Source organism: Acinetobacter sp. IK31 (assembly GCF_035615195.1).
Lineage (GTDB): Bacteria > Pseudomonadota > Gammaproteobacteria > Pseudomonadales > Moraxellaceae > Acinetobacter > Acinetobacter calcoaceticus_C.
Genome location: NZ_JANBOB010000008.1, coordinates 160,618 through 180,808, shown reverse-complemented (window position 1 = coordinate 180,808; position 20,191 = coordinate 160,618). Strand labels below are relative to the sequence as shown.

Annotated in this window: 19 protein-coding genes; 6 read left to right on the top strand and 13 right to left on the bottom strand. The window is 39.5% G+C overall.

Going from position 1 to position 20,191, the window contains the following annotated elements:
- Positions 1-51: 51 nt before the first annotated feature.
- From MSG66_RS05605 to MSG66_RS05565, 9 genes are all read right to left on the bottom strand, one after another.
- Positions 52-555 (bottom strand): DUF6586 family protein, encoded by a 504-nt coding sequence (locus tag MSG66_RS05605; protein WP_042894711.1) that lies wholly within the window; start codon positions 553-555, stop codon positions 52-54.
- A gap of 81 nt (positions 556-636) precedes the next feature.
- Positions 637-999 (bottom strand): ASCH domain-containing protein, encoded by a 363-nt coding sequence (locus MSG66_RS05600; protein ID WP_202742579.1) that lies wholly within the window; start codon positions 997-999, stop codon positions 637-639.
- Positions 1,000-1,008: 9 nt separating this feature from the next.
- A complete protein-coding gene (locus MSG66_RS05595; RefSeq protein WP_005302115.1) occupies positions 1,009-1,248 on the bottom strand; it encodes an RNA recognition motif domain-containing protein in 240 nt (79 codons plus the stop codon).
- A 74-nt stretch (positions 1,249-1,322) separates the two neighbouring features.
- Positions 1,323-3,302 carry an ATP-dependent helicase gene (locus MSG66_RS05590; protein ID WP_324652830.1) on the bottom strand — a complete coding sequence of 660 codons (1,980 nt, stop codon included), beginning with the start codon at positions 3,300-3,302 and terminating at the stop codon, positions 1,323-1,325.
- A gap of 115 nt (positions 3,303-3,417) precedes the next feature.
- Complete coding sequence (locus MSG66_RS05585; protein WP_202742700.1) at positions 3,418-3,990, bottom strand: HdeD family acid-resistance protein; 573 nt, start codon at positions 3,988-3,990, stop codon at positions 3,418-3,420.
- Positions 3,991-4,125: 135 nt separating this feature from the next.
- On the bottom strand, positions 4,126-4,884 hold the full coding sequence (locus MSG66_RS05580; RefSeq protein WP_324652828.1) for a hypothetical protein: 759 nt from the start codon (positions 4,882-4,884) through the stop codon (positions 4,126-4,128).
- A gap of 88 nt (positions 4,885-4,972) precedes the next feature.
- Complete coding sequence (topA, locus tag MSG66_RS05575) at positions 4,973-7,609, bottom strand: type I DNA topoisomerase (RefSeq protein ID WP_042894703.1); 2,637 nt, start codon at positions 7,607-7,609, stop codon at positions 4,973-4,975.
- 35 nt (positions 7,610-7,644) lie between these two features.
- Positions 7,645-8,094, bottom strand: coding sequence for a hypothetical protein (locus tag MSG66_RS05570; protein ID WP_042894701.1), 450 nt, complete (start codon positions 8,092-8,094; stop codon positions 7,645-7,647).
- Positions 8,095-8,241: 147 nt separating this feature from the next.
- A complete protein-coding gene (locus MSG66_RS05565) occupies positions 8,242-8,619 on the bottom strand; it encodes a winged helix-turn-helix transcriptional regulator (RefSeq protein ID WP_042894700.1) in 378 nt (125 codons plus the stop codon).
- Positions 8,620-8,718: 99 nt separating this feature from the next.
- Here MSG66_RS05565 and MSG66_RS05560 point away from each other — a divergent pair, with 99 nt between their 5' ends.
- Positions 8,719-9,729 (top strand): zinc-binding alcohol dehydrogenase family protein, encoded by a 1,011-nt coding sequence (locus tag MSG66_RS05560; RefSeq protein ID WP_262473241.1) that lies wholly within the window; start codon positions 8,719-8,721, stop codon positions 9,727-9,729.
- Between the two features lie 55 nt (positions 9,730-9,784).
- Here the strand turns inward: MSG66_RS05560 and MSG66_RS05555 are convergent, their stop codons facing one another.
- Positions 9,785-10,030 carry a SlyX family protein gene (locus MSG66_RS05555; protein WP_133975525.1) on the bottom strand — a complete coding sequence of 82 codons (246 nt, stop codon included), beginning with the start codon at positions 10,028-10,030 and terminating at the stop codon, positions 9,785-9,787.
- A 32-nt stretch (positions 10,031-10,062) separates the two neighbouring features.
- Between MSG66_RS05555 and MSG66_RS05550 the strand changes: the two genes are divergently transcribed.
- The 4 genes from MSG66_RS05550 (at position 10,063) to MSG66_RS05535 (ending at position 15,226) form a co-directional block, all read left to right on the top strand.
- A complete protein-coding gene (locus tag MSG66_RS05550; protein WP_324652823.1) occupies positions 10,063-11,973 on the top strand; it encodes an ATP-binding cassette domain-containing protein in 1,911 nt (636 codons plus the stop codon).
- Between the two features lie 235 nt (positions 11,974-12,208).
- Positions 12,209-12,841, top strand: a complete 633-nt coding sequence (locus MSG66_RS05545; RefSeq protein WP_324652821.1) for a LysE family translocator — start codon at positions 12,209-12,211, stop codon at positions 12,839-12,841.
- Between the two features lie 116 nt (positions 12,842-12,957).
- The gene (locus MSG66_RS05540) at positions 12,958-13,893 is read left to right on the top strand and encodes a lauroyl acyltransferase (protein WP_324652819.1); all 936 of its coding nucleotides are present in this window, start codon (positions 12,958-12,960) and stop codon (positions 13,891-13,893) included.
- A gap of 232 nt (positions 13,894-14,125) precedes the next feature.
- Complete coding sequence (locus tag MSG66_RS05535; protein ID WP_324652817.1) at positions 14,126-15,226, top strand: glycosyltransferase family 4 protein; 1,101 nt, start codon at positions 14,126-14,128, stop codon at positions 15,224-15,226.
- Positions 15,227-15,284: 58 nt separating this feature from the next.
- On the opposite strand, the gene gltP is transcribed toward MSG66_RS05535, so the two are convergent.
- The 3 genes from gltP to MSG66_RS05520 all read right to left on the bottom strand — a co-directional run bounded on the left by gltP (position 15,285) and on the right by MSG66_RS05520 (position 18,828).
- Positions 15,285-16,571: a glutamate/aspartate:proton symporter GltP gene (gene gltP / locus MSG66_RS05530; protein WP_324652815.1), complete on the bottom strand. Its 1,287-nt coding sequence runs from the start codon at positions 16,569-16,571 to the stop codon at positions 15,285-15,287.
- Positions 16,572-17,109: 538 nt separating this feature from the next.
- Positions 17,110-17,427, bottom strand: a complete 318-nt coding sequence (locus MSG66_RS05525; protein WP_133975535.1) for a hypothetical protein — start codon at positions 17,425-17,427, stop codon at positions 17,110-17,112.
- A gap of 279 nt (positions 17,428-17,706) precedes the next feature.
- Positions 17,707-18,828 carry an endonuclease/exonuclease/phosphatase family protein gene (locus MSG66_RS05520; protein ID WP_324652812.1) on the bottom strand — a complete coding sequence of 374 codons (1,122 nt, stop codon included), beginning with the start codon at positions 18,826-18,828 and terminating at the stop codon, positions 17,707-17,709.
- Positions 18,829-19,015: 187 nt separating this feature from the next.
- On the opposite strand from MSG66_RS05520, the gene asd reads away from it, so the two are divergent.
- Positions 19,016-20,134 carry an aspartate-semialdehyde dehydrogenase gene (gene asd / locus MSG66_RS05515; RefSeq protein WP_042894691.1) on the top strand — a complete coding sequence of 373 codons (1,119 nt, stop codon included), beginning with the start codon at positions 19,016-19,018 and terminating at the stop codon, positions 20,132-20,134.
- The last annotated feature ends 57 nt before the right edge of the window (positions 20,135-20,191 follow it).

The following is a 20,191-nucleotide window of genomic DNA, read 5'->3' as shown; positions in this document are numbered from 1 at the left end:
ATTTATATAGGCACACCCGGAGTAAATTTCAAGCACTCGGGCAGTTTAATTTTAGAACTCGACCATTTCATTACGAAAACCATCGATTAAATGGCTTAATTCGCGATGCCATTCACGCAAAATCTTAACATCTGGTAACCAAGATTGTGGACCTTGAGTCACTTTAATAATCAGGTTAGAAGATGTTTCTTCTTCAGGGGTCGGCTCTTTAGGTTCCGGCGCATATTGGCACATACGATAAGCTCGTTTTAATTCAGCAACGAAGCCATCTTTTGCCAATTGTTGCAAAACGGACACTTCAGGAGAAACTTGCCCTTTTGCCGCCATATGTTCCTCAATAGATTTTAAGGTAGGTTGCAAATCATTTAAACGGTAATAACGTACCAATTCTTGTAAGAAAGCTAACATTGCGCCATGTAAGTGGAATACAGCTGCTTCACGATAAGCTTGTATCTGTTGCACATGATCGGTCTGTTCTGCCTGTTGACACGCTAAGCGCGCAAAATAGAGCTTCTGATTGGTACGATCGGCATGATAACGAGCAACACGTGACATAACTAAACTTTCCTGTTCTAAAATCGCTATTGCAACAGCTATTCTTTAGCTTAACGACTCCATTAATAAAATCAACGTTATTTATGGTAAATCCAGCTCAACCTGATAAATTTTACGTTTAGCTAAAGTTTTTAATGGCTGCCTTATAGGACGGACATTACTTATAACCCAAGCAAAATACCCTTCGTCCCAAGCAGTTGCACATGCAGACTCAATTTCGTCATTTCGCCAAGCATGAATAGAGTCGACATCAACCAAAGCGACAGCAATTCCCTCTTCTTCATCAGTATCTTTGACTAAAAAATTTTGGTTCTCGACAATTAATAGATCTTTCACTGGTAACTGTGTCGGCACCCATGAACGCACTTCAAGTGTTTTTATACCTTCAGCTATGCGAGTACCATTTGGCGCGACAATCGAAAGAGCTAAAAACTGTCTTTTCACAATAAAGACTTACTCTTCGGCTGCTTTAACTCGAATTCCATTGCCTTTAACTTTAAGCAGGTTTAAGCCTTTAATTGCCTTAATTGCTTCACGTGGGTTAGGCATCTCAACAAAACCAAAACCTTTTGATTTACCTGTGTCTTTATCAGTAACAAGAACACACGTCTCAACTTTACCATATGCTTTGAATAACTCTAAAATTTCAGTTTCACTCACAGCACGATCTAAATTACGAACTAATATCTTCATTTTCTAACCTTAATTGGCAATAAAAGGGAGCAGCCAATATATATTTAAGTAATCACAGTGTCTTATACAGTAGTTTAATCCAGATCGATACCAAAACCTAAATTTACTGTAGGTGAACGGTTCCATTGCTTTTTGGCAAACGGCTGAGGTACTTGCCTATGAATCTTTGCCTGAACCAAATGTGTTGGAAGGTCATTTAGGAAATAACTTTCGATTTTACGGCCTTGCTCATCATAATTGTCTTCTGACCATGTATTGAGGTTTTGCTTGGTCAAAATTAATTCATTTTCTGCGCGTGTTAATGCAACATACAATACGCGGCGCTCTTCCTCGACATCATCAAAATCGCCCTGTGCTCTTGCATAAGGATATTGATTGGGCGATACATGAGGTACATAACAGACTTTCTGCTCCGCACCTTTAGCTGAATGAATCGTAATTAAAGTTACTAAATCCTGATCAGCTGCTTTTTCAATTTCAGAAATTGAAATTGGTTCAAGCACATATTCTTCAAGAAATTCGCCCAAAGATGCATGTTTGCGTGCAAGTTGTTTGACCAAATCAAAGTCTTTTAACCGACGTGACCAATCTTTAGTTTTATAATTTTGTTCTAGCTGTTCACCTAAAGCATCAAGTGCTAAACCAATACTTGCTTCAACATGCTGCTGTAATACATCTAGCTGTTTTAAAATTAAAATCGCTTGTAAGGGAACTTTTCCATGGCGCTCTAGACGCTTGCAGCGCTCCTCAACATCAGTAATTCCCATTAGCTCTTGAGCGAGCTTACTCGCTCCAACATCGCCAATACCGTCCCACAAGGTTAAAAAACGCATCCAAGCTAAATCATCGTGAGGGTTACTCACAATCCTTAGTAGGCTAAGCACATCCTTCACATGTGCCGACTCAAGAAGTTTTACACCACCAATAAAACGATAAGGAATTTCAGCAGCAATAAAAGCCCCTTCCAAATAACGAGCGCTATAACCAGAACGGACTAAAACCATATGGTCATACCAGCCCGCACCTTGCTGATGCCGTGTAATTAAGTCTTGCGCAATCCAATTCGCCTCTTCGAACTCGTTACCAAACAAATGTAGCTGTGGCTTTTGGCCTTGACCACGATGTGCTTGTAACTGTTTTTGATAATCAATTGGGCTATTTGCTAATAACCAGTTTGATAAATCTAAAATTTCTTGAGTCGAGCGGTAATTTAAATCCAGTGTATGAATGACTGCGTCAGGTATCCGCTCTTTAAAAGAATGGATATTTTCAAAGTCTGCACCACGAAAGCCATAAATTGACTGCGCATCATCACCAACACAAAACAGCTTCACTTTACCAATTAACGGCTGCAATAAAGCCCATTGCAAAGGGTTGGTATCTTGCATTTCATCAACCAGCAGTGCCTGACAAAAACCTGCAACCCAGTTGGTGAGTGCTTCCGAGTTTTGTAAATGTACAGCCACAATCGACAAGATATCGTCGTAATCTAAAAAATTACGTTCTCTTTTTCGCTGCTCATAGGTTTTCATCAAATCTGCGATTTGAGTTTTATGCTCATATGCATCTGGAAGCTGTTTGATTAATGCTTCCGAAAGCTTTGTTTGAGTATTTCGAGCATAAGAATATAAATCACACAGCTCTGCGGCTTTAGGCAAAACATTATCTTTATCTTTGCCTCTTAATAAACGAAACATGAGCAACTGATCATCGCGATCAATAATACTAAATTGATTTAACCCAAAAGCTTGTGGGTTACGGCGTAGTAAATACATACAAAAAGTATGAAAAGTTGAAGCTCGCAAACCTTTTGCTTGTGCTCCTACATGTTGCTCTACTCTTGCAACAATCTCACTCGCAGCACGTCGCGTAAAAGTTAAAATCTGAATTTGATTTGCTGGTAAGCCTTGATCAATTAAATAGGCTGCACGCGCAACAATCGTTTTAGTCTTGCCACAACCAGCACCCGCCAAAACTAAACAGTTCTGTGCGGAGGTAGTCGCTGCTTTTTTTTGCTGAGCATTTAGTTCATTAATTAATTTTGCAAGACTCATAACACATATCGCTAACACACCAAGGCATAGTTTAGCAGACCCAGAACAGAGATGAACCTTAGACTCTTAAAAACAAAAAGAGCACTTAAAGTGCTCTTTGAAAGTATATCGCTTATCAAAATACTGTTTTTGAACTGGATGGAAGATGTTTGATAGCAGAAGCCAGACCAAGGAAATTAATTCCCTGAAATAAGATATCAACAGCAAGGAACATTCCCAGCACCCAGAAAGGTGAATCTTTAGATACTAAAATTAGAATACCTGTAAATAAGGTGAGCAATCCTGAAAACAAGGTCCAGCCCCATCCTGTAATAGGCTTAAGTAAAATTGCATTTATAGTACGTATAGCACCAGCAATAATCAGCGCTATAGACAATAGGCTTGTCAAAACAACAGCTGTAGTGACTGGAGTAGAAAAAGCGTAATAGCCAGCCATGAGATACAGCACACCAAACAGTGCCCATAACCATCGGCTTGCACCTTTAAAAACACTCATAGCCGCGACGAGATGTAACACACCGCCGACCATCATGAGTATTCCAAATAAAAAAACGACAGAAAAAGTCGCAAATGGCAATGAACTAAATAAAATCAGACCAAAACCAATAAGCACAAAGCCTAATATCAAATACCATTTACGGTCAGCATGTAACTGATTACGTACCAAATCATTACCTACAGTTTTCATCATGGCTACTCTTATTATCAGGTATTAGAATTTCATCTACCCAACAATAGTGATGTACTTCACACTTTTTGTCTGTATAAAATCTGCATCGTTTCTTAACAATTGATGTGGATAAAGCAGTATTTATCCACAGTTTTATTTCACCCAGCCAATTTCTTGGGCAGTAGGTAACCCTATGATTGTTTCTTGTAAGCCATTCGGCATTTTACTGCTCTGCTCAGATAAGGGCGTTCGACCACCCATGATTTCGGCATCAGTCTGTGGATATAGAGGCACTTTTTCAGGTTGGGCATAACCTAAAGGATAAATAGGTTGTCCTGTTTTTAAATCATATTTGTCCTGTGCTCCAAAGCCATGCAATAACTCATGAGCAATCACAACCTGATTTTGTGAAGCTTGTGTTTTGGTCGCAAATAAATTAACGCTACCAATACGACCTTTTTCTAAAGCAGTCGAATGGATCAAGACTTTCTGATAATTCGGATCATAATAATTTAAGTAAAGTTTGAGTGAGGCTCCACTATCCTCGGGTTGTTGTTGTCGCCATGCATAAAAACGAAACTTTAGGCTCCACCACATAACATGCAAGATATTGGCATTTTGAGGAACCTCAGGTGGTCGTTGCTGCAACTGTTGTCCTAAGCGAATTTCAAAGTTCCCTGATTGCCCGCGATAATGCTGTGCCCACTCATTTAAATAGTTTCTGATTGCCCAAAAATCTTCGTTTTTTAACTGATGAATATAGCTCTGTGTTGATTGTAAACCATCAGCATTCACTGGATGTAAAACGACTACAACTGTCTGATTCCAGTCTTGATTTTGATCTCGCCATGCCTGAACTGCCACAATCATTAAAATAATGAATAAGCATAAGACTCGAATGTTTTTCCACATTCTTGTTCCCCATAAAATTAAATTTTTCTTTTATTGTTTTAGACATAAAAAATGCTAGCTGAGCTAGCATTTTTTATTGTGGACTTGTTTAGCCCTCAACCCATTTACCATCTTGATAAATCAGGCTCCATTTGGTTTGTTTACCTTCTGGTGTTTCTGAACCTACATATTGTGATTGATTCTTACGGCTGAATTTCACAACTGTTGGATTCCCTTCAGGATCTACATCTGGGGCTTGCAAAATAAATTGATATTTTGGATCAAGCTGAGCTGCAACGCTTCGTAGCTCTGCAACTTTTGGTGCACGTGTTTCACGAATTTTCGGGAATTTACTCGCTGCCAAGAATAGACCAGCCGCGCCATCACGTAACACAAAAAAGTCATCATGTTTCGCTGAGCGTAAATGCTCCATCTTGATTGGTTCTACACGCGGTGGTGCAGGTTGACCACTTTTCAAGACTTTACGGGTATTGTCACAGCTCGTACAAGCGAAATATGGACCAAAACGTCCCGTCTTAAGTTGCATTTCGCCATCACATTTGTCACATGGAATGGTTGGGCCATCATAACCCTTAATCTTGAACTCACCTTCTTCAAGCTCAAAACCATCACAGTCCGGGTTGTTACCACATACGTGAAGCTTACGGCCACCATCAATCACATAGCTGTCCATGGCTGTGCCACATTTCTCACAGCGATGCTTTGACATCAAGTCAGCAGTTTCAGCACCATCATCATCAGATAGAGCAGCTAACGACTCAACAGGTGTTAAGTTCAGTGTACCTTTGCAACGCTCTTTAGGTGGCAAGTTATAGCCAGAACATCCTAAGAATACGCCAGTTGTACCCGTACGAATCTGCATTGGACGTGAGCATTCAGGGCAATGTACTGCAGGTACTTCAACCGGTTGGTTACGGCGCATTCCCTGCTCACCCTGAGCATTGGTTAAACGTTTCTTAAAGTCACCATAGAAAGTATCTAATAGTTCTTTCCAGTTACGCTCACCCGTTGCGACTTTATCAAGCTGTCCTTCAAGATCTGCCGTAAAAGCATAGTTCATCAGGTTATTAAAACTTTCATCCAGACGATCCGTCACAATCTCGCCCATTTTTTCGGCAAAAAGACGACGGTTTTCTAACTTAACGTAACCACGTTCTTGAATGGTAGAAATAATAGCTGCATAGGTCGAAGGACGGCCAATACTACGTTTTTCAAGCTCTTTAACTAAAGATGCTTCAGTAAAACGTGCAGGTGGTTTAGTAAAGTGCTGACTTGGATCGAGCTTTTCTAACTTTAAGATTTCACCTACTTTAATTGCAGGTAAAATAATATCGTCATCTGACTTATTCGCTCCGCGTACTTTAGTGAAGCCTTCAAATACAAGCGTACGGCCTTTCGCCTTTAACTCAACATTCGCTGCTTCAACAATCAAAGTAGAAGATAAATATTCTGCTGGTGTCATTTGACACGCAACAAACTGACGCCAGATCAAATCATATAGACGTTGAGCATCACGCTCTACACCCGCAAGTTGATCACCAGTAAGCGCAACATTTGACGGACGAATCGCTTCATGGGCTTCTTGAGCACCCGCTTTGTTACCGTAGCGGTTTGGCTTTGCCGGTATATATTTTTCACCATATTGGCTTTCAATATGTGCACGGACCATACTTACTGCATCATCACTCAAGAAAGTTGAGTCAGTACGCATATAGGTAATGAAACCCGCTTCATACAAACGCTGCGCCAACATCATGGTTTTCTTCACAGAAAAACCTAAACGTGTACTTGCAGCTTGTTGCAAAGTTGAAGTGATATAAGGCGCGCTTGGATTAACCTTAGTCGGTTTATCTTCACGTTGTGCAACTTTATATTCAGCACCTTTTAAAACATCTAATAAAGCATCAGTTTCAGCTTTATTTTTTAGCTTTAATGTTTTTCCAGCCTGTTTAACCGCTTCAAGACGAATATCATCTTTTTTAGAAACCGTATCTGCAAAAACTTGCCAATATTCTTCAGGAATAAATGCGCGAATTTCACGTTCACGTTCAACAACCAGTTTCACTGCAACAGACTGTACACGTCCGGCAGATAAACCACGGGCAATTTTTTCCCAAAGTAATGGCGAAACCATAAAGCCCACGACTCGGTCTAAGAAACGGCGTGCTTGCTGAGCATTTACGCGATTTAGATCTAGACGTGTTGGCTGTTTAAATGCTTCTTGAATGGCATTTTTAGTAATTTCGTTGAACACTACGCGGTGATAACGACTGTCATCACCACCGATAACTTCTCTTAGGTGCCAAGCAATGGCTTCCCCTTCTCTATCCAAATCCGTTGCGAGATAGATCGCATCTGCATCTTTGGCAAGTTTCTTTAGTTCAGCAACGACATTTTCTTTACCTGGCAGAACTTCATAATGAGCTTCCCAGCCATGCTCTGGATCAACTCCCATACGGTTAACTAAAGCTTGACTAGCTTTTTGTTCTTTTTCGGCTTCAGAGAGTTTGGTCCGAGCAGCCGGCTTTTTCTCTGTTGATTTACTGCCGCCCGTTGGCAAGTCACGTACATGACCTACAGAAGACTTTACAATGAACTGCGAACCCAAATATTTATTGATGGTTTTCGCTTTGGCAGGCGACTCCACAATCACTAAGGCACGTTTAGGTGCAGCAGGTGCAGTAGATGCTGTGCTTTGAGATGCAGAGCGCGAGGTATTCGCCATATAAAATGTTATTCCTATACCAATAAATTTAAAAATCAGGCTGTAGCCAAGGCCAACAGATAAGCCTTCATCTCATCTAATTGTGTTGCTCTTAGGTCTGATTCCTCATCCCAATAAAGTCCTACACAGTTTGCCTGCATATCAATAGCATAAATCCCTTTTAATGCAATGGGAGAATCATTAAATTTCTCATCACCCTGAATTACTTTTAACTTGCCGTCTATAACGCGAGCACGCATTAAAGATAAACGGGCATCGGGAATCAATACACTATAATAAGCAACCATGCTGGCACGTTTTTCAGTCGCCATTGGAACATGTGTCCATTCAGGTGCAACAATTACGCGTGGATGTAGCCCTATTTTGCGAGCTTTGTCACGCATAATACCAAGTGCCTTTTCACGAGGGCTCACTCTTAAACCAAAAATGGAGCCTAGTACGAAAAGAACAATGATAACGGTAACCCAAATTCCCATATTGTCCATAGCAAAACCTATTAATCTCTTTTATTAGAGTTGCATAAGCTGACCAGAAAACGCAAGTTACATGATAAAAATAATACCCAATAAGATAGCAACACCTAAAATATCGGCATTTCACAGTGCAAATTGTGTGAGTTTACTCAGATATATTTAAGGATTCTGATTGCGATCAACAAGTGTCAATTTACCAAACTGATCAAGATGGGCATCTCCCCATGTTTTTAAAGCAAGAAGGATCTGCTCCAAACCCTGCCCTAAATCAGTTAAAGAATACTCAACCTTAGGCGGAACCTGAGGATAAACTTCTCGATGAATAATCCCGTCTTGTTCTAACTCACGTAGCTGATTAGTTAACATTCTTTGGGTAATGCTCGGAACGCGCTTTCGAATTTCATTGAATCGTAAAGTGCCTTCATTAAACAAATGCCAAAGAATGACGCATTTCCACTTTCCATCAATCAAACTAATGGCTGCCTCAACAGAACAACCCGGAGAGCAATCAAAACTAGAATGCCGTGCTTTTGCCATTTTACAGTATCCTTTTTGACACTATGAGCGTTATTTGTCTGTAGTCACCAAATTTAAGCTTACGTTATGATCAAACTCTCAACAAGAGGAATCATAATTATGAAAGCTGTGGCATATCAAAAAGCAGGTTCTATTACATCGCCAGAGGTACTTATTGACGTCGAACTAGATACACCTGTTGCAGAAGGTCATGATCTACTGGTTCGCATACAAGCAATTTCAGTTAATCCAGTCGACACTAAAATTCGTAAGAATGTCAATGCGGAGAATAATCAATGGAAAGTTCTTGGCTGGGATGCAGCAGGAGTGGTTGAAGCAATTGGAGATCAAGTTTCTCAATTTAAAGTTGGTGATTTAGTTTGGTATGCAGGTGCATTAAATCGCCAAGGCAGTAATAGTGAATTACAGTTGGTTGATGAACGCATCGTTGGTCATAAACCGAATTCTTTAGAACCTACCGAAGCGGCAGCTCTCCCTTTAACCGCAATTACGGCGTGGGAAATGTTATTTGATCGATTACAGGTCCCAAAGGTTGTCCCAGAAAATACTTCAATTTTAGTCATTGGTGGTGCTGGCGGAGTTGGTTCAATTACGATTCAACTTCTTAAACAATTGACTAATCTAACGATTATTACAACGGCTTCACGATCAGAAACACAAGAATGGGTTAAGCAACTCGGTGCTGATTATGTGTTAGATCATCTTCAACCTTTAGCACCTCAAATAAAGCAACTTGGTTTAAATGCACCTTTATATGTTTTTTCAACCACGCAAACAGATCAACATTTATCAGACATCGTCGAGTTGATTGCACCACAAGGCCATTTTGGACTGATTGATGATCCGGCACAGTTAGACATTAAACCTTTTAAATCTAAGTCCGTATCAGTTCACTGGGAGTTTATGTTTACTCGTTCTATGTATCAAACCCAAGACATGGCTAAACAAAGTGAATTACTCAATGAGGTTGCAGAGCTTGTTGACGCAGGTAAAATCAAAACCACAGTTACGCAAACTTTAACCCCGATTAATGCACAAAACTTAAAGTTAGCTCACCAGCAAATTGAAAGTGGCACAACAAAAGGGAAGATCGTATTACATGGCTTTTAAGCTCAACTTACGACTAAACTCTAATAAAATGGCAAGTATTGAACTTGCCATTTTATTAATAATGGGGCGGTTTATTGGTTGATGGATCAAAAGGAGCAATACCTTCGGATAAATCTGAAGATTCCACCCGTTGATAAAGAAATTGCATTTGTTTTTTTAAATCAGCTATTTCTTGAGTCTGAATAGCGAGTTGTTGATTTAATTCTTCAACTAAATCATCCAAAAATGTAATTCGCACTTGCAAATCTTCAATGGGTGCGGACAATGACGCTTGATCATCATGATATGGTGGTTTAGTCATTTAAATCCTCATTTGAGATTCTGGAAAACATTATGGCCTATATTACCCTAAGGGATGTCCAACTTGCTTTTGGCGGACCTGCCTTGCTCGATGGCGCGAACTTTAATCTAGAACGTGGCGAACGAGTCTGTTTAATTGGGCGTAATGGTGAAGGTAAGTCTACTTTACTTAAACTCATCGAGGGAAGCCTATTACCAGATTCTGGTGAAGTTTCCATTCAAAATGGTTTAACTGTCTCAATGTTAGCCCAAGACGTTCCAATGGACTCAGGCAAAGTAGCCGACATTGTGGCAGATGGTGCCGGAGAAGCGGCAGAAGTACTCAGGGCTTATCATGAAGCGACCGACGCTTGTATGCTAGGAGATATGGAAGCCTGTGACCGTATGGGTAACCTTCAGCATAAACTAGACCAGTTAGACGGCTGGGCACTAGAGAACAAGGTAAATGCTCTTTTAAGTAAAATGGGGCTTGATCCAAATGCAGACTTAGCAGACTTATCTGGTGGACGTAAACGCCGTGTTTTATTAGCGCGCGCTCTTTTGACACAACCAGACGTATTACTGCTCGACGAACCGACGAACCATTTAGATGTTGAAAGTATTGAATGGCTAGAAAAATTCTTACTCGATCAAAATAATTTAACGCTTCTGTTTATTTCACATGACCGTTCTTTTGTAGATAGTATTGCAACTCGAATTGTTGAACTCGATCGTGGCGTTTTACGCACGTATGAAGGCAACTATTCACGTTATTTAGAGCTTAAAGCTCAGCAAATGGAAGCAGAAGAAAAACAGAATGCTTTATTTGATAAAAAATTAGCAGAAGAAGAGGCTTGGATTCGTCAAGGTATTAAGGCTCGTCGTACCCGTAATGAAGGCCGCGTTCGTGCTTTAAAAGCTTTACGTGACGAATCAAAAGCACGTCGCTCACAACAAGGCAAAGTGAGTATGGCGACTCAAGACGCCAATCGTTCGGGTAAATTAGTCTTTGATATCGAAAACTTAAGCGTATCTTATGGTGACAATCTACTGATCAAAGATTTTTCTGCTCTTGTCATGCGTGGTGACCGTATTGGTTTAGTCGGTGATAACGGTGTTGGTAAAACGACATTAATTAAAGCCATTTTAGGTACAATCGAACATGGTGGTTCAGTTAAAACAGGCACCCAGTTGGAAGTTGCTTATTTTGACCAATTGCGTAATGCCTTAGACCTTGAAAAAACAGTCATGGCCAACGTTTCAGAAGGCTCTGATTTTGTTGATGTGAATGGTAACCGCCGTCATATCTACAGCTACCTTCAAGACTTCCTATTTTCACCTGAACGTGCCCGTACTCCAGTAAAAGCACTTTCTGGTGGTGAACGAAATCGTATCTTACTGGCTAAATTATTGCTCAAACCGTCGAATCTGATTGTAATGGATGAGCCAACCAATGATTTAGACATGGTTACACTCGAGCTTCTCGAAGAAATGTTAGCTGAATACAAAGGAACCTTGCTTCTCATTAGCCATGACCGTGCCTTTATGGACAACGTAGTAACGTCGACGTGGGTATTTGATGGTAAAGGTAACATTGCAGAGTACATCGGTGGCTATCAAGACTATTTACAACAGCGTCCAGATGATAAAGTTGTAGATCAGAAATCTGATGTAAAAAAAGCTCAGGCAAAAGCTGAAGCTGAAAAAGCCGCAGCTCAGAACAGTGTTAAAAAAGTCAAACTTAGTTATAAAGATCAGCGTGAACTTGAACAACTCCCTGCCGAAATTGAAAAGCTGGAAACTGAACAAGCTGAACTCTCAAATAAATTAGCTGATGGTTCATGGTTTGTGAGTAATGCTGATGCAGCAACAAAAGCAAGCCAGCGTCTTACAGAAATTGACGAGTTATTACTTGAAAAATTGGAACGCTGGGACGTGCTTGAACAAATGAGCAAAGGAAACTAATCAGCTTTACTTTGCTAAAAAGAACGTAAAAAAGAGCCTCCTTAAATTAAGGGGGCTCTTTTTTTATATTAAGAATATAAGCTTTTTTAAAATCAAAGCTTATACATCACATAATGATAATCGATTATATCTTCGCTATTTTCAGTATTTTAAAAATAGCCTTGTGCTTGAATATAAGACTTCTAAAAATAATTATGTTATACCTAACAACATAATAATATTGGAGTGTTTTCGCATGCTAGAGCTTTCTCAAATTTTGGCATTTGGACTAATTTGTTTGGCGATGGTACTCACTCCTGGTCCCAATATGATTTACCTTATTTCTCGTTCGATTTGCCAAGGGAAAACCGCTGGATTTATCTCTTTAGGTGGGGTAGCTGTAGGCTTTATCTTTTATATGCTTTGCGCATCTTTTGGTATTACGGCGTTAATTGTCGCTGTTCCCTACGCTTATGACACCATTCGGATTGCTGGTGCAATTTATTTACTTTGGCTTGCATGGAAAGCACTACGACCAAATGCCGCCCCTATTTTTAATGTAAAAGATTTATCAGTAGATTCCCCAGCTAAACTTTTTTTAATGGGTTTTTCGACCAACTTGCTTAATCCTAAAATTGCCATTATGTATTTATCTTTACTGCCACAGTTTATTCATCCACAACAAGGCAGTATTTTATGGCAATCAATTCAACTCGGTACAATTCAAATTTTTGTAAGCGTTTCAGTAAATGCTCTTATTGTACTTTCTGCGGGTAGTATTGCACTTTTTCTACAACAAAAGCCTCTTTGGGCAAATATACAACGCTGGCTCATGGGAACTGTATTGGCTGGACTCGCTGTTAAAATTCTTTTAGAAAATCGCCGATAACCCAGCCTTCTTATTTCATCCTCTCTTAACACTCAATTGAACAGTGTATTACGACGATAAATTCAGTTCGTGATACACTTTTGCCAGTTTTAACTTTTTGAAATCTTTTTATCGTTATGAGCCAAAAGCAGTCTTATACGCCCGGTGAGTTTCAATGGTCCTTTTTATTGCCTAAATATTGGGGTGTTTGGATTGCTATTGTTTTTTTAATGCTTTTGGCTATTTTACCGTGGGCCATACAATGGCGTCTGGCGCATGGTGTAGCGAATCTGGCTTGGAAATATTTAAAATCACGCCGTAAAACAACTATTCGTAATTTAGAAGTCTGCTTTCCTGAATGGTCTGCCGATAAAGTTCAGCAACAAGCTCAACAAGTTTTTGTCGATATGATGCTAGGCGTGTTTGAAACATTAAATGCTTGGTATAAACCAGATTGGTTCAAAAACCGAGTCACGATTGAAGGTTTAGAACATATTACAAATGCTCAAGCTCAAGGCAAAGGTGTTTTATTACTGGGGACTCATAGCACGCTTCTTGATGCAGGCGGCTATCTTTGTGCTCAATATTTTGAACCTGATGTTGTCTATCGCCCTCAAAACAACCCCTTACTCGACATGCTGATTTATCGTTGCCGTGGCACAATTTATAAAGCACAAATCGATCATGACGATATGCGTGGTTTAATTCGTCACCTTAAAGATGGCGATGCAATTTGGTATAGCCCAGATCAAGACTTTGGGCTCAAACAAGGCGTGATGGCACCTTTCTTTGGTGTTCCAGCAGCAACTGTAACTGCACACCGCCGCTTATTAAAAATCTCAAAAGCAGTTGCTGTACCTTTATATTTCTACCGCCATGGAGACATTAAGAACCCGAAATATCATGTTCTGATTGAACCTCTGGTCGATAATATGCCAAGTGAAGATGAAGTTGATGATGCAACACGCGTCAATAAAATTATCGAAAATCAACTTCGGATCGCACCAACTCAATATATGTGGTTCCACCGTCGCTTTAAAACACGTCCTGAAGGATATGAAGAAATCTATTAATAATCCTCAGTAACGGCCGCACGGTAGTAATAAACATCTAAATAAACACCAGCATGTACTATCGTGCGAAGGCGACAAGGATGTCGCCCGTTGGACTACGACATCACGGATGTGTCGTTAGTCCAACAAATGGTTTTGTTACTTTTGCCAAAACAAAAGTAAGGAGTAAACTCCAAATATTGAATGAATAAACTGCAAGACTCCGCTTTGCTACAACCTAAAGGCAAAAATAATGAAAGTGATGCAACTTCTCCCAGAACTCAATAGCGGTGGCGTAGAACGCGGCACACTTGAAATTGCACGCGCACTTATTGCGCAAGGACATCAATCATTAGTGGTGTCCAATGGCGGGCGCTTAGTCTCTCAACTTGAAGCTGAAGGTTCTACACACCTCACTCTACCTATTCATAAAAAATCTTTATCAAGCTTGTGGCAGATTCGACCTTTACGTCAATTAATCGAGCAACACCAACCTGACATTGTTCATGTCCGTTCTCGTGTGCCTGCTTGGCTTACTCATTTTGCTTTAAGAAAAATACCTGCAAATAAACGCCCTCACCTCATTAGCACGGTGCATGGCTTTTATTCAGTCAATCGTTATAGTGCAATTATGACTCAGGCTGAGAAAGTCATTGCTGTTTCTGACAGCGTCGTTAAATACATCACTGATCATTATAAAAACTGCCCTCCCCAAGATATTGTTCGGATTTATCGTGGAATTGATCCCACTGCTTTCCCGCATAACTATCAACCTTCAGCACAATGGTTTAATCAGGTTTTTAAAGAATTTCCCGAACTCGAAAATAAGTTTTTACTTTGCTTACCCGGCCGTATTACACGTTTAAAAGGCCATGAAAGTCTGATTGACCTTATGCAAAAATTAGGTATGCAATATCCTCAACTACATGCTGTAGTAGTAGGGGGTGCTGATACAAAAAAACAAGCTTATTTAACTGAGCTGCAAAGCAATATTCAAAGCAAAGGTCTAGCAGATAAAATTACCTTTGTAGGACACCGCTCAGATATCCGTGAATGGCTAGCATTTAGCGATATTGTCTTATCACTATCTAATCAAGCTGAAACATTTGGTAGAACGGCTTTGGAAGCGCTTTCAGTAGGTACACCGGTCATTGGATGGAACCGTGGAGGTGTTGCCGAGATTTTATCTAATGTTTATCCACAAGGTCTTGTTGAAGTAGAAAATGAAACAGCTTTACTGGAAACAGTGAAAACACATATTGAGCAGCCTCAAGCCGTTGACCCCGTTACCATGTTTAGCTTGAAAAACATGTGTGATCAGACACTGGCCCTATATGAGGCGGTACTGAAATAACCCCATAAAAAAACCCGCGATCTACGCGGGTTTTTATTACAACTAGAAAAAGTCTGGTTTATTTAAACGATGCTTCATAAGCTGCTGCTTTTTCAGAGTCGTATTGTTTTTCCCACTTACTAATTACAAGTACTGCAAGTGCATTACCTACAACGTTCAACGCTGTACGTGCCATATCCATGATACGGTCAACACCTGCAATAAATGCCAAGCCTTCTACAGGAATACCAACACTACCTAATGTGGCAAGTAACACAACAAATGATACACCAGGAACACCCGCAATACCTTTAGAGGTAATCATTAAAGTTACAACTAAAATGACTTGTTGGCTAATTGACATTTCGATACCGTAAAGCTGTGCAATAAAGATTGCTGCGATACTTTGGTAAAGCGTAGAACCATCAAGGTTAAATGAATAACCTGTTGGAATAACAAAACTAGAAATTGCTTTAGGCGCGCCATAAGCTTCCATCTTTTGCATAATACGCGGTAAAACTGTTTCTGAACTTGCAGTTGAAAATGCCAAAATCAATTCATCTTTTAAAATCTTAAGTAAGATAAAGATATTAATTCCGAACATTTTTGCAGTTAAACCAAGTACCACTAAAGCAAAGAACAAAATCGCACTATATACCAATACGACTAACTTGCCCAAAGGAATAAGTGAAGCGAAACCAAAGTTTGCAACGGTTACTGCTATCAGGCCGAATACACCCACAGGTGCATACTTCATGATGATATGCGTTACGCGGAACATTGTTTCTGAAACTGCATGAAACACATTCAACAATGGGTCTTTAGTGGTTACTGGTAATGAAGATAACCCCACACCAAATAACACAGCAAAGAAAATCACAGGTAACATTTCGCCATGCGCCATTGAACTAATAATGTTCGTTGGGATAAGCGATAATATTGTTTGAATAAGACCATGTGACTGAGACTGAACTTCTTCAGTTGTATGCTTGTATTGAGAAATATCTGACTGCACCAACTGAGACATATCAATGCCTGAGCCTGGGTGGAAAATATTTGCTGCAACCAAGCCAACCAAAATAGCAATAGTCGTAATAATTTCAAAATAGAGAATGGTTTTAAAACCAAGTCGTCCTAAACTTTTCGTACTGCCAACACCGGCAATACCTAAAATTAAGGTTGAGAAAACGATTGGAATAACAATCATTTTAATCAAGCTAATAAAAATCTTACCCAATGGAGCAAGAAAATTATTCACAATACTATCTTTGATTTCAGGCTGGTTATGTAAAACAGCCCCGACAACTATCCCTAGGATTAAAGCAATTAAAATTTGCCAAGCAAGGCTAAATTTAAAATTCTTCATAAGACAATCCTTATGCACCGCAAAGTATCAAATATGAGAGGGAGAAGACCACTAGCTAAGAGTGAAACCTCAATATGTACAGTAATTTCCAAACAGAAACTTAAATGCACAAACAAATCACAGCTCGCCGCTCCGGCGAGATAAACAACAATGCCTGTTGACGATCCAACATGTCAACGATCGGCACATTCTATTGAGATTTGCCAATTAAACAACCCCAATTTATATCTAAATAAAACAAATACCATGCTGATAGATAAAAAAACTAAAAAAACAATTACTTAAACAGAATAAAAATTGTATCTCTTCCTAAAAAAACAGCCAAAGTATTAGAAAAACTTACTATTGATATGCGTAGTTAAAAAGTTTTAAAAATTAAATATTTCTTAAAAAGAACAAAAATTACAATAACTTGTGACTATCTATTCAATAAACAATGTCTAGAATTCACTTTATGAAAGGCTCAGGTAAATGCAGTTAACTTATGCCGAAAAATATAGAATGAATCTCTTTCCGTCTCAGCTATAAAAGCTACAACCTACCCTTTAAATATTTTAAATCTAACCATAAGCCAAATTATGAAGGGCCAAAAAACCGTATTGATAATATCGTGTACACTTGCGCCAACTCGCCAATAACCGTAATTTATCAGATCATCACGGGCATCAAACAACTCTGCACCAATAGCAATAATAATAGTTGCCCATATTGCCCAAGACGATTTCAATTGACGATGATGAAAAAAGGCAACTATAAAAAATACAGCTAAGCCGGCATAGATATGTAAGGCATCACGCGCTAAATCAGTTAAATTAACAATATAAATTTTGAACTCTTGAAAGTTTGATAAATACATAGCTGTTTATTTTCTTGATATTTAAAAAAGCATAACCCGAGTTCTGCGTCCTGCAAAACTCGGGTAAATGAGGTTGTGCTTTCAGGTTAATCGTTATTTTTATCGTTTCCGTTCCAACATCTGATCCGTGATGCTATTCCATATCAGCTTAATGTATCCTTACGTGGGATCGTCCATTCCCGTTTCCGTGTGCCGATGAATGTAGAATACGTTTTTTATAACCATCTGCCTATTCGCCCTAGACTCAAATCTTTGTACGATATTGCTTACATTTCATTTTCATATACTTTTCTCTTTATAAGGCTGTGCGATTTCATCAGTCACTATTTTCTCTTCTTTTTCAGCCTTTGCAATTCCTTCTTGTATAGCGGTTTGAGCCTCTTCTTCATCGGTTTGAGTTTGTTCCAATTCTTCTTGAACTTGTTCAAATATCCGACCGGTCTGCAAAACGACATACACAGGAAAATGATCAGATCCAATATGTGGCAATCGTTGCATTTTAACTAAACCAAAGTCTGTACTATGAAAAATATGGTCTAAAGACCAACGCAGTAATGGATAATCTGCATGAAAAGTATTAATGAAATGTCGGCCAACCCGTGGGTCAAGTAATCCGCTAATACGTTGAAATAAACGGGTAGTACGTGACCACGCTACATCATTTAAATCCCCCATAACAATGCAGCTTTCATCTAAGTCTTTAATCTGATCCCCAACAATTAAAAGTTCGGCATCTCGTAAAGTCGAATCTTTCGCCTCAGTTGGACTCGGTGGCTTTGGGTGCAAACAATATAACTGGACTGACATTCCTGAACGCAGCGTTACAGTGGTGTGAATCGAAGGAATTTCATCACTCAAAATAAATTTAACTTCAGTATTAGATAAAGGTAAACGGCTATATAAATGCATTCCGTATAGATTATCTAAAGGCACTGGAACGCGATAAGGATAATCTTCTTCAATTTCTTTTAAAGCATTTTCCCACGTCTTATCACTTTCCAGTGTAAGCAGTAAATCAGGCTGTAATGTCTGAACCTGTTCAAGAAGTAAATGATATTTATCATTAGGGGTTAGAACATTCGATACAATTAATGAAATTTGCTTTTGCGGATCTAACTGGGATGATTTCACCTGTTTAACCTGTTTTTTCCAGAGCAAGGTATAAGGCAAAACCATTTTAAGCTGATAGGCGATGGCAGCGATGAGCACAGCAAGCAATATTTCACGCCATAGATTCCATTCGGTAGGCCAAAACAGCATGCCCACAAAGGCTAATAGTCCAACAAATAAAATCTGCAAACGGGGGAAATCGGCGCCTCGAAACCACCACTCATCACGAGGAATAAGTGACCAGAAACTTAACCAAATCACCAGACCAGCTAAAACTTCGATATAAATCATTGAATTTTCTCTTTTAAGATGATTTGATTTTTAAATTTTTTGTCATCTTTATCAATTTTGTATGTAACATAAACAAGATATTCTACTCAATAAACATGGTGTTTTCTTTCTGTAACGCTTGCAGTTGTGGACACTTTTGATACACTCAACTCCCCCTAACAATTTTAACGCACCGAGGCAAAATGACATGAAAGTAGGTCTGGTCGGTTGGCGCGGGATGGTCGGTTCCGTCCTTATGCAACGTATGGTTGAAGAGAATGATTTTGCTCATATTGAGCCATTTTATTTCTCTACCAGTAATGCAGGTGGTGAAGCTCCTTCATTTGGTGGTAAGACTGCCCCAGCACTTATGGAAGCTACAGACATTAATAGTCTGAAGCAAATGGATGTCATTATTACCTGTCAAGGTGGTGACTATACGTCTGAAGTTTTCCCACAGTTAAAAGCAACTGGTTGGAATGGCTACTGGATTGATGCAGCCTCTACTTTACGTATGTCAGATGATGCAATCATCGTTCTTGACCCAGTAAACCTTAACGTTATCAAAGACGGCTTAGTTAACGGCACCAAAACTTTCGTTGGCGGTAACTGTACAGTATCACTTATGTTGATGGGTGTAGGTTCACTTTTCCAAAATAATTTGGTGGAGTGGATGACTGCTATGACTTATCAGGCAGCATCAGGCGCTGGCGCACAAAACATGCGTGAGCTTATTACTGGTATGGGCTACTTATATAACAATACCAAAACATTGTTAGATGATCCTAAATCTGCAATTTTGGATATTGATCGTCAAGTTGCTGAGTTACAACGTGGTGAAGGTTTCCCATCTGCTAACTTTGGCGTGCCATTAGCTGGTTCGTTGATTCCTTACATTGATAAGCAACTTGAAAGCGGTCAGTCAAAAGAAGAGTGGAAAGGTCAGGTTGAAACCAACAAGATCTTGGGTAATTCACAAATTGTTCCAATTGATGGTCACTGTGTCCGTATTGGCGCGATGCGTTGTCACTCTCAAGCATTGACGATCAAGTTGAAAAAAGATGTCCCACTTGATGAAATCGAAGATATGATTCGTACTTCAAACCAATGGGCGAAAGTTGTACCAAACACTCGTGAAGCGTCTATGACTGACCTTACACCTGTTGCTGTAACTGGTACTTTAACTGTACCTGTTGGCCGTTTGCGTAAACTTAATATGGGTAAAGAATATTTAGGCGCATTCACAGTAGGTGACCAATTACTTTGGGGCGCTGCTGAACCTTTACGTCGCATGTTACGTATCTTAGTAGAATATAAGAACTCATAATTTGGTCTGAATTATTCAGTCAAAACAAAAAGCCGATCACATTAGATCGGCTTTTTC